Here is a 14864-nt window from a genome sequence, read left to right as displayed (position 1 = left end):
TCATGCTCGGGGGTCGCGCACATCTCATCAAGTACCTACTATTTTGTCAGGTACTGACATTCATGTTCGTGGGAGAGACGATGACGAGGACCTTCACCTGCGGGCTCGACGCCGCCATCGCCCTCATGGGCGGCAAGTGGAAGGGGCTGATCCTGTTCGCGCTCCAGGAGGGGCCGCTGCGCTTCGGCGAGCTGAGGCGGGCCGTTCCCGGCATCAGCGAACGGGTGCTGATCCTGCAACTGCGCGAGATGGAGGCCGGCGGTCTGGTGCACCGCGAGGCCCACCACCAGGTGCCGCCCAAGGTTGAGTACTCGCTGACCGACTTCGGCCACTCGCTCAACACCGCGATGATGCCGCTCGGCGAGTGGGGCGAGGAGCACATGGAGCGCATCCGGTCCCTGTTCTGAGCGGGTGGGACGCAGGTCACAGGTCGGCCCGCCGCCCGGCCGGGCACGTAACCACCGTGACCTCTGCCACCGAACCCGGCGCGACAGCCGCCGGCGGGAGCGGCCGGGCCCGGTCGCGTCACGGCCGGCGCGTCGTCGCCGCGCTCGCCGTCACCCAGACCCTCGGGTACGGCGTGCTCTACTACGCCTTCTCCGTCATCCTCACCCCCATGGCCCGCGACCTGGGCACGAGCGGCGCCCAGGTGGCCGCCGCCCTCACCCTGGCGGTGCTGACCAGTGCCGCCTGCGCGCCCCTGGTCGGCCGCCGGCTCGACCGGCGCGGCGGGCGCGGGGTGATGACCGCCGGGTCGGCGCTGGCCGTGCCGGCCGTGCTCGGCTGGTCCCAGGTCAGCACGCTGCCGCAGCTCTACGCGGTGTTCGCCGTCCTCGGCGTCGCCTCGGCGATGGTGCTGTACGAGCCGGCCTTCGCCGTCATCGTCGCCTGGTTCGACGGCCACGACCGGCACAGGGCGAACGCGCTGCTGGCCGTAACGATCGTCGCCGGGTTCGCGTCGGCCGTCTTCCTGCCGCTCACGGGCCTGCTGGCCGATCGGTACGGCTGGCGGCAGGCGCTGGTGGTGCTCGCCCTGGTGTACGGGACGGCGGCGGTGCCGCTGCACGCCCTCGTGGTCCGCCGGCCCCGCCCGGGTGCCGCGCCGCTCCGGCCGGCCCGGCGGGCCGGCCTGGTCAGGACGGCGGTGCGGGCGCGGCCGTTCTGGCTGCTGGTCGCCGCGTTCACCGCGCACGGCGGCGCGGTCGCCGTCATCGGCGTGCTGCTGGTGACCTACCTCGTGCACCTCGGCCACCCGCCCGTCTTCGCCGCCACCGTCGCCGGGCTGCTCGGCGTGCTGTCGGTGACGGGCCGCGTGGTCACCACCGGGCTGCGCCGCCGCTGGGCCGCCGCGCCGGTCGCGGCGGCGGTCTTCGTCCTGCAGGGCGTCGGCGTCGCGCTGCTGCCGCTGGCCGGCCGGACGGCGGCGGGCGCGGCCGGGTGCGTGCTGCTGTTCGGCCTCGGGTTCGGCGTCGGCACCATCACTCTGCCCCACCTGCTGGCCGAGCGGTACGGCACCGCGGCCTACGCCAGCCTGTCCGGCCGCGTCGCCGTGTTCGCCGTCGCCGACCGGGCCGCCGCCCCGCTCGGCGCGATGGTCCTGGCCCAGGTCGCCGGGTACGGCTGGGTGATGGCCGCCGTCGCCGCGGCCTGCGCGCTCGCCGCCTGCGCCCTGCTCGCCTACCACCGCCTCCCGTGACCCGGCGGGCGCCTCCGGGGGTCCACCGGGCCGTGCCCCAGATGAGGAGCGCGAGCGCCGCGGCGGCCGGAGGCTAGGCGGAGCCGAGGGCGTCGACGAAGTCGCGGATCACCGGCCGGTGGTCCGCGGGCCTCCAGGCGACGGCCAGCTCGCACGGCGACAGCCCCGTGACGGGCACGGCGCCGATGCCGGGCCGCTGGTAGATGGCGGCGTTGCCGGCGGCGAGCAGCACGATGCCGCAGCCCTCCTCCACGGCCGTGAACGTCTCGTCGGCGTTGGAGACGGTGGCGCCCACGGTCACGGGGTGGCCGGCGCGCTCGTCGAGCGCCAGCCAGTACGCGCGCAGCGGCCCTGCCTCCTCCGGGAGCGCCAGGAAGGGCTCGTCGAGAAGCTCGGAGAAGGCCACCTCGGCGCGTCCGGCGAGCCAGTGGTCCTCGCGGAAGGCGACCCAGCGCGGCTCGCGCGCCACGACGTGCACGGCGAGCGTCTCCGGGGCCGGGAGGGGCAGCCAGACGAACGCCAGGTCCACCTCGCCGGCGGCCACCCCCGCCGTGGCGTCGTCCCAGTTGACCTGGCGGATCTCCAGTCGCCAGCCGGGCCGGCGCTCCTGGAACAGCGCGCGCACCGGTGCGAGCAGGCCCCGGCCCACACTGGTCGACATGCCGACGGTGAGGACGGCGGCCTCGGCGGCGGCCGCGTCGCTGACCTGGCGCTGCGCCTCGGCCCAGCGGTCGAGCAGCTCGCGGGCGGCGGGCAGCAGCGCCCGGCCGGGCGCGGTGAGCGCCACCGTCCGCCGGTCCCGGTCGAACAGCCTGACCCGCAGCGACTCCTCCAGCTGCCGGATCTGCTTGCTGAGCGCCGGCTGCGAGACGTACAGCCGTTCGGCGGCCCGGGTGAAGCTCAGCTCCTCGGCGACGGCCACGAAGTAGCGCAGATCTCTCAAGTGAGCGTCCATAACTGACGGCTATCTAAACAGATATTGGACGCCTCAAACACCCAGCGGGCAGGATGATCGCGTTCGTCACGAGAGGAGTGCCCATGAGCGCGGTCGAGGACCGGCCGGCCACCGCCGAGGTCTGCGCGCGGACGGCGTGGACGGCCCCGGCAGCCGCGGGGGACGCCCGGTGATCTCCCTCGTCACGGGCGCGAACCGGGGCATCGGGAAGGAGGTGTGCCGGCAGCTCGCCGGGCTCGGCCACACCGTCCTGCTCACCGCCAGGTCGCTGGAGGCGGCCACCGCCGCCGCCCGGGAGCTCGGCGCGGACGTGCACCCGATGCGGCTCGACGTCACGGACCCGGCCGCCGCCGCCCGGCTCGCCCAGGAGATCGGCGACCGGTACGGGCGGCTGGACGTGCTGGTCAACAACGCCGCCATCACCTACGACACCTGGCAGCGCGCCGTCACCGCCGATCTGGACGTGGTCCGCGAGGCGGCCGAGACCAACGTGTACGGCCCGTGGCGGCTGACCCAGGCCCTGCTGCCGCTGCTCCGGCGGAGCCGCCACCCCCGCGTGGTCAACGTCTCCAGCGAGGCCGGATCGCTGACCAGCATGGGCGGCGGCACTCCCGCCTACGCCCTGTCGAAGGCCGCGCTGAACGCCCTGACCCGGATGCTGGCCGCCGAGCTGCGTGCCGACGGCGTTCTGGTCAACGCCATCTGCCCCGGCTGGGTCGCCACCGACATGGGCGGGCCCGGCGGCCGTCCCGTCGCCGAGGGCGCCGCCGGGATCGTCTGGGCGGCCACGCTGCCCGGTGACGGCCCGACCGGCGGCTTCTTCCGCGACGGCCGTCCCCTGCCCTGGTGAACTCTGAAAGGACCGCAATAAATGATCGTGGTGACGGGCTCCACGGGCAACGTGGGCGCCGAAGTGGTCCGCGCGCTGGCCGCGGCCGGCACGCCCGTACGGGCGCTGACGCGTGACGCCTCCCGGGCCGAGCCGCAGCAGGGCGTCGAATACGTCAGCGGGGACCTGAGCCGGCCCGAGTCGGTCCGGCCCGCCCTCGACGGAGCGCACGGCCTGTTCCTGCTGCCCGGCTACCCCGGACTGCCCGAACTGCTCGCCGACGCGCGCCGGGCGGGCGTGGAACGCGTGGTGCTGCTGTCGGGCGGTTCGGCGGGCAGCGGCGACACCGGCAACGCCATCAGCCGCTACATGGCCGAGTCGGAGCGGGCCGTGCGCGAGTCCGGGATCCCGTGGACGTTCCTGCGTCCCAGCGCGTTCATGTCCAACACCTTCCAGTGGATCCCGCAGCTCAGGGCCGGGAACGTCGTGCGCGTCCCGTTCGCGGACGTGCGGATGGCCGTCGTGGACCCGCACGACGTCGCCGCCGTCGCGGCGCGCGCGCTCACCGACGACGGCCACGAGGGACGCGTCCACCAGCCGACCGGCCCGGTGGCCCTGCGGGCGGCCGACCGGGTGCGGATCCTCGCCTCGGTGCTCGGCCGGGACCTCCGGTTCGAGGCGCAGCCGGACGACGAGGCCCGCCGCGAGATGCTGGAGACCACGCCGGTCGAGTACGTCGACGCCTTCTTCGACTTCTACGTCACCGGCACCCTGGACGAGTCGGTGGTGCGCCCGGCCGTCCAGGACGTGACCGGCCGCCCGCCCCGCACCTTCGAGCAGTGGGCCCGCGCGCACGCGGCGGCCTTCGGCTGAGAGGTGGCGGTGTCAGACGATGCCGCCGTTCGCCCGGACCACCTGGCCGTTGACCCAGTGGCCGCGCGGCGAGACGAGGAACGCGGCGACCTCCGCGATGTCGGCCGGCGTGCCCAGACGCTCCAGCGGCGGCTGGGCGGCCATCCGCTCGATGGTCTCCCGGTCCTTGCCGTCCAGGAACAGCGCCGTGGCCGTGGGGCCGGGCGCGACGGCGTTGACGGTGACGTCCCGGCCGCGCATCTCGCGGGCCAGCACCATCGTCATCGCCTCCACGGCTCCCTTGCTGGCGGTGTACGCGCCGTACGTGGGCAGGGCCAGGCCGATCACCGAGGTGGAGAACAGCAGGATCGCGCCGCCCGGCCGGGTCCGGCGGGCCGCCTGCTGCGCCACCACGAACGTGCCGCGGATGTTCGTCCGGTGCAGGCTGTCCAGGACGTCCAGGTCGAGGTCGGCGATGGGCGCCAGGTGCATCCGGCCCGCGGCGTGCACCACCGCGTCCACGCCGCCGAACTCCGACTCGGCCGCGTCGAACATGGCGGCGACCGCGTCCGCGTCGGCCACGTCGGCCCGCGCCGAGATCGCCTGGCCGCCGGCCTTGACGGCCTCGTCGACGGCGGCCTCGGCCTCGTCCGCGTTGCCCGCGTAGTTCACCACGACGGCGTAACCGTCGGCGGCCAGGCGGCGCACGATCTCGCGGCCGATGCCGCGCGAGCCGCCGGTGACGATCGCGACGCGGGGCGTCCCGCCGGTGCCTGAGGTGGAGTCGGTGGTCATGAGGTGGTTCCTTCCCCTGCGGTGCCGAGCCGGGAGGGCCGGGCGCCGGCTCCCCTTCTCTTCCACAGTCCCCGCTGACCGGCGATTCAGCCAGGGTGACGCCCACCCTGGGGCCGGCGTCCCCCGGGCACCATGGAGGGATGGACGTCCCCGAACTCGCCGCGTTCCTGCCCGCCCCGGTCGAGCTCGCGGCGGCAGGCAGGCCAGGCGCTGCCGGTGGTGGTCTCGACGATCCGGATGGGCGGCGGCGCCAGCCAGCTCAACGAGTGGCTCAAGCCGCATGAAACGCCGCCTGTTAGTTGGTGACCTCGGGCTGGGCCGAGTCGGCCAGGGTCGCGACCAGTTTGAGGCCTTCGTCAGCGAAGAGGGACCCTGCCTGTTCTCCCTTCGCTCGTGTTTCCAGGAGGACCAGGCGGGAGGAACCGTCGGGTTGGGGTACGACGCGGATCTGCCGTACCTCGCTGGAGCCGATCTCCTGCAGGCCGGGGTGGATCGCCGTCGGGGTCCAGTGGACCTTCCAGGCGCGCTCGAAATCGATGACCTGCAGGTCCGCGTCGTAGGAGTAGGGGACCGGGCCATCGAGGGTGACGGAGAACGTGGCGTGGTAGGTGGTGGTCTCCCCGAAGTCCCGGTCGGCCTGGGGCCGGACGCGGATCAGCTGGATGGTGATCTTCTTGGCCTGTGAGCCCTTGGTGAAGGTGTCGTAGATGCCGTCGAAGCCTCGGGGCGGTTCGAGCACCTGGGCCTTCATGGCGGGTAGGTCGCCGCGTTGCCAGGCCGCCAGGAACGCGGTCGCCGTCTCCCGGGGCGTGCCTTTGGTGCGCACCGACAGGTAGACGGCAGCGCCAAGACCGAGGACGGCAGTCAGGGCGACGACGATGATGATCCCTGTCTGCCGCCACCGTGGAGGACGGACGGACATCGGGCAACCCTATCGGCGTTGGGTCGCGATGCATCCACCTTGACCAGGTCGCCCAACGCCGCTGACCCGCTACCGGGTGGACCTGGTCGGCGCGGCCACCGCCGAAGAGAATCGCGTCGAAAAGCTCCTGGAAGACGACTTCGAGACGCACGCCCGAGAGGTTGAGCGGTCTCGTTCCGCAAGCCGCCACAAGAGATCCGGCGGACCGCCACCGCCCGCCGCGACCAGGGCTTATAGGATGAGAAAGCCTCAGCGTGGGCGACATCCCACCCTGCGGACACCAGGCTCGTCTCCTGACTCCGGACGAGATGCGAGGGCTGAAGGCCATGCCAGACCCGACCACGTCAGACCCGACCACGTCAGACCCGACCACGTCCGATACGACCACGCGCGGGCGACGTGCGGCCGGTCGCGTTCTGCCGGTTGTGCTCACCACGCTCACCGTGCTCATCGCGCTGGCCGCGGCCGGGTGCGGCGAGACCGGCGAACCCGACGCGTCCGACGCAGGCACCGTGAGCGCCGAGCCGCCGATTTCCCGTGCCGCGCAGAGCCCGTCCCGCGCCACGCCCACCCCGTCCCCGGCGGTGACCACGGCTGACGGCAGCGACCCCGACGCGTGCACCGACGGGAACTGCGAGATCGCGGTGTCCGAACCGGTGACGATCCGCTTCGAGATCCCGGACGGTCCCGCGAAGCTGTCCCTGACCAAGGTCGGCAAGAACGAGGTCGGCTACAAGGTGACCTCGGGGAACAGCAGAACGAGCGGCGAGGTGAGCGGCGAGGGCAGCGGCTGCGTCGTCGTCTTCCACCGCAACGGCAGCAGCAGTTCGTGCGGCCCGGCGGGCAAGCCGCCGGGCAGGAGGGAAGGAGCGGTCGTCCTACAGGTGGTGGCAGGGGCGGACGGCACCGCGATCGTTCGGCTCGTCTCGCCCTGAACCGGCGGGTACGCCCCTCCCGATCCCCTCCGCTTCCGCGCGGGGCGGTGAACCAGCACACGGGCACAAGTCGAGCGACGATTTCGCGCCCCCGGCGGAGTCGTACCTGTCGAAACCCCCGCGACCTGCGGGACGACCCTGTACGGAAGGACCGCCCAGCATGACCAGCACCCACACCCTCACCGTCCCCGGCGCCCGCCTGCACTACGAGGTCCGCGGCGCGGGCCCCCTGCTGCTGGTGATGGGCTCGCCGATGGGCGCCGCCGCGTTCGCGCCCGTGGCCGACGCGCTCGCCGCCGCCCACACCGTCGTCACCCACGACCCACGCGGCATCGCCGGAAGCAGGCTCGACGACCCCGAGCAGGAGTCCACGCCGGAGCTGCGGGCCGACGACGTCGCCGCCCTGCTCGACGCCCTCGGCGCCGAGTCGGCCGACGTGTTCGGCAGCAGCGGCGGCGCGGTGACCGGGCTCGCGCTCGCCGAGCGGCATCCCGCCCGGGTCCGGACGCTCGTCGCGCACGAGCCGCCCCTGCTGGAGTTGCTGCCCGACGTCGCCGAGCAGCGCGCGGCGGTGGAGGACATGATCGACACCTTCCACCGGGAGGGCCTGTTCGCCGCGTGGCGGAAGTTCATGGCCAACGCCGGGTACGGGGAGGACGACGTCCCCGGCCCGGCCGACGAGAAGCCGAGCGAGCAGGACCTCGCCGACAGCGCCCGCTTCTTCGCCCACGAACTCCGCGGCACCACCCGGTACGTGCCGGACGCCGCCGCGCTGCGGTCCGGTCCGGTCCGGGTCGTCGTCGGCCTCGGCGCCGAGTCGGGACGCCTGATCACCCGGCGGACGTCCACGGCGCTGGCCGAACTGCTCGGCACGCCGCTCGTCGAGTTCCCCGGCGAGCACGCCGGGTTCGCCGACCGGCCTGCCGAGTTCGCCGAGGTGCTGAGCAAGGTCCTCGCGTAGCACCTCCGGCCGGGGTGCTGCCCAAGGTCCTCGCGTGGCACCCCTGGCCGGGGTGCTGCGCAAGGGGGCCCTCGCGTGGCGCGCGGCGGCCCGGGCGGGAAGGGCGTGCCCGCTCCCGCCCGGACCGGCCGGGCCGCACGGCTCGTCAGCCGGCGGCCAGAACGCCCGTCAGACGCCGCAGTCCCGCGTACTCCAGCGCGGCGTAGACCGCGACCACAACCGCCCCTGACAGCATGAACACCACGCCCAGGCCGGTGAGCGGCAGCACCCCTGAGAACACCAGCGCCAGCAGCGCCACACACGACACCGCGTTGCCCGCCACGGCGCAGGCGGCGTGGCGGACGGAGATGCGCGGGTGGCCGGCGATGAGGCCGAGGGCGGCGGCCCCGCCCAGCATGGCCACCCCGAACGGGACGGACCAGGAGGTCGGCAGCCCGAGCGGTTCCCGCAACGGCACGGCGCCCGCCAGCAGCACGACGCCGAAGACGGCCGTGCTCCAGCCGTCGATCCGCAACACCCGGCGCAGCAGGTCCGGCTCCGCGTGCATGAGAACTCCTTCACCTCGGGGGACGTACGCGCACACCGTGCCAGGACGGAGGTCAGCGGCTCAATGACCTCCGAGGTCATGCCGGAGCCGGTCCGGCGGGTCGCTATCCTCCTGGCATGAACGAGGAGCCGGTATGAGCGAGGAGCCGGCATGAGCGAGGGGAAACCGTCGCAGGTCGGCACCCTGCTGCGGGAGTGGCGGCGGCGGCGCCGGCTCAGCCAGCTCGACCTGGCGCTGCTGGCCGACAGCTCGGCCCGGCACCTGTCGTACGTCGAGACCGGGCGCGCCCACCCGAGCCGGACGATGGTGCTGCGCCTGTCGGCCGCCCTGGACGTGCCGCTGCGCGAGCGCAACACGCTGTTGCTGGCCGCCGGCTACGCCCCCGCCTACCGGGAGAGCAGCCTCGACGACGCCTACCTGGCCTCCGTCCGCACCGCCGTCGACACCATGCTGGCGGCGCACGAGCCGTACCCCGCCGTCGTGGTCGACCGCCTGTGGAACGTGCTGGACGGCAACCACGCCATGACCGTCCTCATGGACGGCATCCCGCCCCACCTGCTCCGGCCGCGGCCCAACGTGTTCCGGCTGACCCTGCACCCCGACGGCCTGTCCGCGAGGCTGGCCAACCTCGGCGAGGTCAGGACCCTGTTCCTCGAACGGCTGCGGCGCCAGGTCAACGCCACCGGCGACGCCGACCTGCGCGCCCTGTACGAGGAGGTGAGCCACTATCCCGCGCCCGCCGCGCCCGCCGAGGAGGACCCGACCGGCGACGTCGGGCCGATCCAGGTGCCGCTGCGGGTGCGGACGCCGTTCGGCGAGCTGTCGATGTTCAGCACCATGGCCACCTTCGGCGCCCCGGCCGACGTGACGCTGTCGGAGCTGGCGATCGAGCTGTTCTACCCCCTCGACGAGTTCACCGCCACGGCCCTGCGCGGCCTGTCAGCCGCCCGCCACGACCTGCCGGCGCACGGCGAGGGTCTCGTCGGCGGCGCGTGAGCGGCTCAGCCACTCGCGCGCCGGACCAGCCGCCCTGCCGGGACCGGGTGCGGAGCTTCAGCCCGCCGGGGCGGGTGCGCGCAGGCGGGCGGAGGCGTCCAGGAGGTCGCCGAGCGCGAGGCCCGTACCCGCTGGAGGCCGCCGATGCGGGAGTCGAGATCGGCCGGCCGGTCGCGTACATGCCCCAGCACGCAGGCATCGAGCTCGGCGCTGCGTTCCTTCCTCGGCGACCTGCCCCGCCACCTCGACGGGCTGCCGGCGCGATGCTGACCGGCCACCCGCCCCGAGGCTGAGCCGAACTACCCGCGCCCTGCGATGGCCAGACGCGCGTAGCGGCCCGCCACCGCGTGGAAGGACTCCTTCGGCTCCCACCGGGAGGGGTCGCCGGGGGAGACCTTCACCACGCCGAAGCCCGCCATGTCCAGATCGTGGCGCGGATCGCCGTCCCGGTGCGGGAAGCCCGGCATGGCGAAGGTGTAGACGAAACACCCGTGGACGCCGTGGCCGGCGTAGAGGTCGATGAGCTCGGTGAGGTAGCGGGCCTGTGTGGGCTCGTCGCGTTCGTACCCGTCCTTGACGCGCGGCGGCGTGGCGAACCAGTTCACGATCAGGAACGAGCCGGGCCCGCGCCGCTCCGCGCCGGCGAAGGCGCCGCACCCGAACTCCGTGACCACCACCGGCTTGTCGCCTGCCTCGGCGAGCAGCCCGCGCAGGCGACGCTCGTAGGCGTCCGGGTCGGGACCGAAGCGGTACAGGTTCACGCCGACGACGTCGAAGCGGGACCAGTCGACCTTCTCCCAGAAGGCGGCGGCATAGGTGACGGGCCCGTGGAAGTGGCGGCGGGCCGTGGCCACCGCCGCGTCGAGCAGGTCGTCGAGCCTGCGGGTGATCCGGCGGTCGAACCACCGCCGCCACCGCAGCAGCACCTGCAGGCGGATGAGGACCCGCGGTCCCGGCACCATCCCGGGCGAGGTGAGCGAGAACTCGCCGCCCACCAGCAACGTCACCCTGCCGGGGTGCCGGGTGCGCAGTTCCTCAGCCTCCCGCGCGGTCGCCGCCAGGTGCGCCAGCAGCGCCGGGCGGGGCCGGTCGGCGAGGTACGGCCGGAGGTGGACGTCGAGCCCGGCCTCCAGGGCGAGCCGCGCAGCCGTGAACTGCTGCCGCGTGTCGGTGCCGATCAGCATCACGGTGGTGCAGTGGAGCTCGTCGCGGATCACCCGCATGTCCCGGCCGACGGCGTCGTCACCGGCGTCGTCGACGAGGTAGGAGATGCCCCTCACGGCCAGGCTCATGGCCACAGTGTCGCCGCCACTGGGCCGCCCGGCCGCCGGCCCCGGGACGCCGTAGACCGAAGTCGGTGCCCCCGGAGACTTTCGTCCCCACCACGCGGGCCACCCCCGTCCTTCCGAGGCAACCGGTGTGCTCGCCGGCCCAGCGGGCTGCCGCCGGCGTCACCGCCGGACTCGGCGCGGTGTTCCTCGGCCTCGCGCTCGCCCGGGCCGTCTTCGGAGGAGGCATGCCCGGTGCCGGCTGGTCGCCGCTCAGGGGCAGGGCTTGGTGCCGCCCGAGGTCACGGCGTGCCGCCGATGGCGCATGCCCGGCACGGGGGTTGCCCGCAGGTGCACTGCATGATGGCGTTGAGGACATCGTGGTCGTGGTACAGACACTGGTCCTTGCAGGTGTGGCGAGGAACGAAGCCGGCCTGGATCTCGTCGGGCCACGGCTCGTGCCCATCGCGGCAGCGGACGAACTGCTCAGGATCCGACGAGTGCAACCCATGCATCCGCGCACGGGCCTGGCTCTCCAGGGTCCGCGTCTCCGCCGCCATGGTCTTGAGCTGAGAGGCGAGGACGGAGTACTGCTCGTCGCCGGTTCGCACGTGCGCGGCCCGCAACGCCATCACCGCATTGCTCAGGAATCGGGTGGCGTCCTGGAGATCCGTGGTGTGGTGCATTTGGATGCCTGTCACGCCTCGGACCCACACGGCGTCGTCGTACATTGATCAACCTTTCGAAGCGGAAGGCGCGCACACCTGTTCTTGGAGTCGCGCCAGCGCACTCGGGCACATAACCGAAGGATAACGTTATTTTTACCTCTTTTCCGAACCAGGGATGGCCGCGTTGATGGTCGCGAAGTGATGGCGGAAGCCTCGCTGGAAGACTCCGCACGCCCCCGGTCCGGCCTTCGACCTGAAGCGCGAGGCGGCAACGGCCGGCCGGGCACGATCTCCGGCGAGACGAGTAGCTCATGGAAAAGTTTGCCTGAATATTAATTGATCGGCATTGGGCGGCGCCGGTATGAGGCGTACGAGAAGTCGCCGGGGACGATGAACGGCGCGCGTCGAACAGGGCCTTGAGCACCACTGGACGATGGAGGCTCGTTTCCGCCGTCACAAGCGGATCCGGACACCCTCGAGAACCGCAGACATTCAGGGTGCCGGTATCAATCATCCGGGCGCCAGACGGGTCGGGGTGGAGCATGGCGGCGAGGAAGGCAGTTGCCTGCTGCATCGCCGGCCGGGCGGCCAGGGTGTGGCGGAGGGGTTCGAGGACGGCGGTGCGCGCAGGAGGCTGCGAAGATCGAGCGCAGGTGGGTGCCCACGGTGTTGGGCGAGACCATCAGCTCGGCAGCGGCTTGGAGTGGCCGTCCGCGACGAGGTGGGCCACGCGCCGTTCGGCCTCGGCGAGCGCCGGCCAGGGCGAGGGCCCGTCCGATGAGCGTCACCGCGGTGGTGGGGGTCCAGCGCGCCGATCTCGGCGGCGGCCTGGCGCAGCAGGTCATGGCGGCGCCGCCGGTGGCCTGCGCCGAGATGCCCTGGCCCACCGCGCTCAGGTAGCGCGCCAGCACGTCAGGATCGGCCCGCGGGGGCAGGTCGCCCTTGTCGCGCGTGCTCCAGCCGCGCCCGCAGTGCGGCCACCGCGTCTGCCCGGCGAGCGGCCAGGTCGCGGCAGACAGGCTCGGCGCCGACCCGCATCCGCCCGCCCACGAGCCCCCTGACGCACACCGCCGGGCTTTGCGCGACAGGAGGCCGCCAGGCGCGCGGGCAGCCGCGGCGGGCACCACGACCAGGCTCATCGCCTTGTCCGAGATGACCGCCGCGAACCCGGTCCCAGCGACCTCCCCGTCACTCCGGGCCCGTGGGTGGCCTCTGGATGTGATCTCCCGGGGCCACCGTCACCTGCTCTCAGGAGAGCCGGCGTCTCCGGCACGTCGTGGCGGTCAACTCGTCACGGCGCACCTGCCGCGGTCCTGCCTGACGGGCCCTTCCATGTTCGGGCGTACGTCGAAGTCGAAGATCGCGGTGGGCAGGTAGAGCGAGCAGCATGCGTTGGGGATGTCGACGATCCCGCTGACACGCCCTTCGATCGGCGCCGAGCCGAGCAGCAGATAGGCCTGTTCGCCGCTGTAGCCCCACCTCTTGAGATACTCGACGGCGTTGAGGCAGGCCCTGCGATAGGCCACCGTGGCGTCGAGGTAGTAGTTGGTACCGGTGTCGTGGTCGACCGAGATCCCGATGAACGTGAGGAACTCGGAGTAGCGCGGCTCCACGTTCCCCGGCATGAAGATGGGGTTGGTCGTGACGCCGTACTTCTCCATGCCGCCCTTGATGAGGTCGACGTGGAAGTCGATGTAGCCGCCCATCTCGATGGCGCCGCAGAAGGTGATTTCGCCGTCGCCCTGGCTGAAGTGCAGGTCGCCCCCGGACAGCTTGGCGCCAGGGACGTGCACCGGGTAGAAGACCCGTGATCCGCGAGTGAAGTTCTTGATGTCGTGATTGCCGCCGTTCTCCCTCGCGGGTACGGTGCGTGCCCCCTCTGCGGCGATGCGCTGCGCCACATCGCCGCTCGCCGTGCCGGCAAGGGCGTTGTCGGACAGTGGCGGCAGGCCGAGCGGCGGAACGCGCTGTGGATCGGTGTCGATGAGCGCCTGCTCCCGGCGGTTCCAGGAGTTGAGCAACTCGGCCGACGGCGCGGTGCCGAAGAGCCCGGGGTGGGTGATGCCGGTGTATCGAATTCCCGGTAGGTGGCGGGATGTGGCCACCTGGCCGTGGAAGTCCCAGATCGCCTTGTAGGAATCGGGGAAGTAGTCGGTCAGGAATCCGCCGCCGTTCCCCTTGGCGAAGACGCCGGTGTACCCCCATCCCTGCCCGGGGGCGTCCCCGGTCTCCTGGGGAACCGGCCCCAGCTCGAGGATGTCGACGATGAGGAGGTCTCCGGGCTCCGCGCCCTCGACCCCGATGGGCCCGCTCAGCACGTGCGCGACGCTCAGGTCGACATCCCGTACGTCGTTCGCTGAATCGTTGTTGCCGATCTGGGCGTCCGTCCATTCGCGGCATTCGACTCTGAACTCTTCCCCGGGGCGTACCATTTCCGCCACGGGAATGTCTGGGTGCCAGCGGTTGTGACCCGGAGTCGCCTGGTCGCGCATCGGCTTCGACTGGTCGATGCTGAATACTACTTTCGGCATGATAGCTGCCCTTCTTTTATGGATGACTCCCTTCGGGGGTAAGCGTGTTGCCTCACCTCTTTTCGAATTCGGTGGGCTCCGTCAAGTCCATCGAGGGCGATGCGCGCGCTCCCCGGCCCTTGTGGGCTCCTCGCTGCTCGGCGCCTTGCCGGCCGGTTCGCCGCGTTTCGTGAGCGGCCACAGTGCCAGGAACACCACCAGGCCGAAGGCGGCGAGGATCATCGCGAGGAGATTGGTGTTACGCCAGTACCCGGTGAGGATCATGAATGCCGGAATCGCGCCCGTGACCCATCCCTGGATCGCCGTGACCCAGCCCGTGTACTTGGTGATCTGCGCGCGTTTCAATCCGAGCAGTACGAAGAAGAGTCCCCACAGGAAAGACCAGTAGAGCCAGATGACTCCGAAGGCCGGATCGCCGAGGATCTGGAAGTTGGCGTAGGAGTATCCGAGGGCCATGACGGCCACGAAGAGCGAGAAGTAACCGACCCCTGTGGTGTCGAAGCCTCCCAGCAGATTGATCCCCACATAGAGATAGGTGAACCCGAAGAGATAGATCCCCGACGCGCCGAGGATCACGGCCGTGTCGTCGGGATTGGAAATGATCAGCACGGTGGGCGTGATCACCTGCATGGCTCCGACGAAGAGATTGAAGACCCCGGCCGCGCGTGGTTCGACCTTTCCCAGGAGCATCAAACCGTTGAGGAAGAGTACCGCGCCCACGTACAGCAGTCCGACGGCTCCCATCAACGACGCACCTCCTCATGCCCGGGACGGGCGGTGTGGTTCGGTAACGCCACGAGACCGGGCACTCGCCTGGGGCGGAGTGGTCACCGTGGCCGCATCCGAGAACTCTCGGGATGCCTCGCGGAGGCGTGGTGCGTGGTCGGTCCGGGCGTTTGCGAACGCGAC

General features: G+C 72.1%; 17 protein-coding genes. 8 read left to right on the top strand and 9 right to left on the bottom strand.

The features are described 5' to 3' along the window. The first annotated feature begins 80 nt into the window (after nt 1-80). Both FHU36_RS22605 and FHU36_RS22600 read left to right on the top strand, forming a co-directional pair. A complete protein-coding gene (locus FHU36_RS22605) occupies nt 81-407 on the top strand; it encodes a winged helix-turn-helix transcriptional regulator (RefSeq protein ID WP_185085910.1) in 327 nt (108 codons plus the stop codon). A gap of 56 nt (nt 408-463) precedes the next feature. After that, entirely contained in the window at nt 464-1696 is a 1233-nt protein-coding gene (locus FHU36_RS22600) for an MFS transporter (RefSeq protein ID WP_185085909.1), read from the top strand. Between the two features lie 73 nt (nt 1697-1769). Here FHU36_RS22600 and FHU36_RS22595 read toward each other — a convergent pair whose 3' ends face one another. Further along, the gene (locus FHU36_RS22595) at nt 1770-2639 is read right to left on the bottom strand and encodes a LysR family transcriptional regulator (RefSeq protein WP_246502537.1); all 870 of its coding nucleotides are present in this window, start codon (nt 2637-2639) and stop codon (nt 1770-1772) included. A gap of 181 nt (nt 2640-2820) precedes the next feature. Here FHU36_RS22595 and FHU36_RS22590 point away from each other — a divergent pair, with 181 nt between their 5' ends. Then, entirely contained in the window at nt 2821-3501 is a 681-nt protein-coding gene (locus tag FHU36_RS22590; RefSeq protein ID WP_185085907.1) for an SDR family oxidoreductase, read from the top strand. A 21-nt stretch (nt 3502-3522) separates the two neighbouring features. Next, on the top strand, nt 3523-4353 hold the full coding sequence (locus FHU36_RS22585) for an NmrA family NAD(P)-binding protein (protein ID WP_185085906.1): 831 nt from the start codon (nt 3523-3525) through the stop codon (nt 4351-4353). A 12-nt stretch (nt 4354-4365) separates the two neighbouring features. Here the strand turns inward: FHU36_RS22585 and FHU36_RS22580 are convergent, their stop codons facing one another. The 3 genes from FHU36_RS22580 to FHU36_RS22570 form a co-directional block, all read right to left on the bottom strand. Then, nucleotides 4366-5127 (bottom strand): SDR family oxidoreductase, encoded by a 762-nt coding sequence (locus FHU36_RS22580; RefSeq protein WP_185085905.1) that lies wholly within the window; start codon nt 5125-5127, stop codon nt 4366-4368. A gap of 86 nt (nt 5128-5213) precedes the next feature. Then, nucleotides 5214-5390: a hypothetical protein gene (locus tag FHU36_RS22575; RefSeq protein WP_185085904.1), complete on the bottom strand. Its 177-nt coding sequence runs from the start codon at nt 5388-5390 to the stop codon at nt 5214-5216. 32 nt (nt 5391-5422) lie between these two features. Further along, complete coding sequence (locus FHU36_RS22570; protein ID WP_185085903.1) at nt 5423-6049, bottom strand: NTF2-like N-terminal transpeptidase domain-containing protein; 627 nt, start codon at nt 6047-6049, stop codon at nt 5423-5425. Between the two features lie 425 nt (nt 6050-6474). Here FHU36_RS22570 and FHU36_RS22565 point away from each other — a divergent pair, with 425 nt between their 5' ends. Beyond that, the gene (locus FHU36_RS22565) at nt 6475-6984 is read left to right on the top strand and encodes a hypothetical protein (protein ID WP_221496528.1); all 510 of its coding nucleotides are present in this window, start codon (nt 6475-6477) and stop codon (nt 6982-6984) included. Nucleotides 6985-7144: 160 nt separating this feature from the next. Further along, the gene (locus FHU36_RS22560; protein ID WP_185085902.1) at nt 7145-7945 is read left to right on the top strand and encodes an alpha/beta fold hydrolase; all 801 of its coding nucleotides are present in this window, start codon (nt 7145-7147) and stop codon (nt 7943-7945) included. 145 nt (nt 7946-8090) lie between these two features. Here the strand turns inward: FHU36_RS22560 and FHU36_RS22555 are convergent, their stop codons facing one another. Then, nucleotides 8091-8492 carry a hypothetical protein gene (locus FHU36_RS22555; RefSeq protein WP_185085901.1) on the bottom strand — a complete coding sequence of 134 codons (402 nt, stop codon included), beginning with the start codon at nt 8490-8492 and terminating at the stop codon, nt 8091-8093. Nucleotides 8493-8642: 150 nt separating this feature from the next. Between FHU36_RS22555 and FHU36_RS22550 the strand changes: the two genes are divergently transcribed. Continuing rightward, nucleotides 8643-9488, top strand: a complete 846-nt coding sequence (locus tag FHU36_RS22550; protein WP_185085900.1) for an MmyB family transcriptional regulator — start codon at nt 8643-8645, stop codon at nt 9486-9488. A 299-nt stretch (nt 9489-9787) separates the two neighbouring features. Here FHU36_RS22550 and FHU36_RS22545 read toward each other — a convergent pair whose 3' ends face one another. Both FHU36_RS22545 and FHU36_RS22540 read right to left on the bottom strand, forming a co-directional pair. Continuing rightward, complete coding sequence (locus FHU36_RS22545; protein WP_185085899.1) at nt 9788-10780, bottom strand: glycoside hydrolase family 113 protein; 993 nt, start codon at nt 10778-10780, stop codon at nt 9788-9790. A 278-nt stretch (nt 10781-11058) separates the two neighbouring features. Then, complete coding sequence (locus tag FHU36_RS22540; RefSeq protein WP_185085898.1) at nt 11059-11487, bottom strand: hypothetical protein; 429 nt, start codon at nt 11485-11487, stop codon at nt 11059-11061. Between the two features lie 714 nt (nt 11488-12201). Here FHU36_RS22540 and FHU36_RS45805 point away from each other — a divergent pair. Next, complete coding sequence (locus tag FHU36_RS45805; RefSeq protein WP_281394323.1) at nt 12202-12324, top strand: hypothetical protein; 123 nt, start codon at nt 12202-12204, stop codon at nt 12322-12324. Nucleotides 12325-12707: 383 nt separating this feature from the next. On the opposite strand, the gene fmdA is transcribed toward FHU36_RS45805, so the two are convergent. Further along, a complete protein-coding gene (fmdA, locus tag FHU36_RS22535) occupies nt 12708-13955 on the bottom strand; it encodes a formamidase (protein WP_185085897.1) in 1248 nt (415 codons plus the stop codon). A gap of 81 nt (nt 13956-14036) precedes the next feature. Then, entirely contained in the window at nt 14037-14699 is a 663-nt protein-coding gene (locus FHU36_RS22530; RefSeq protein WP_185085896.1) for an AmiS/UreI family transporter, read from the bottom strand. Nucleotides 14700-14864 lie beyond the last annotated feature (165 nt).

It is taken from the genome of Nonomuraea muscovyensis (assembly GCF_014207745.1).
Taxonomy (GTDB): domain Bacteria; phylum Actinomycetota; class Actinomycetes; order Streptosporangiales; family Streptosporangiaceae; genus Nonomuraea; species Nonomuraea muscovyensis.
This window is presented reverse-complemented; position numbering and strand designations above follow the sequence as displayed.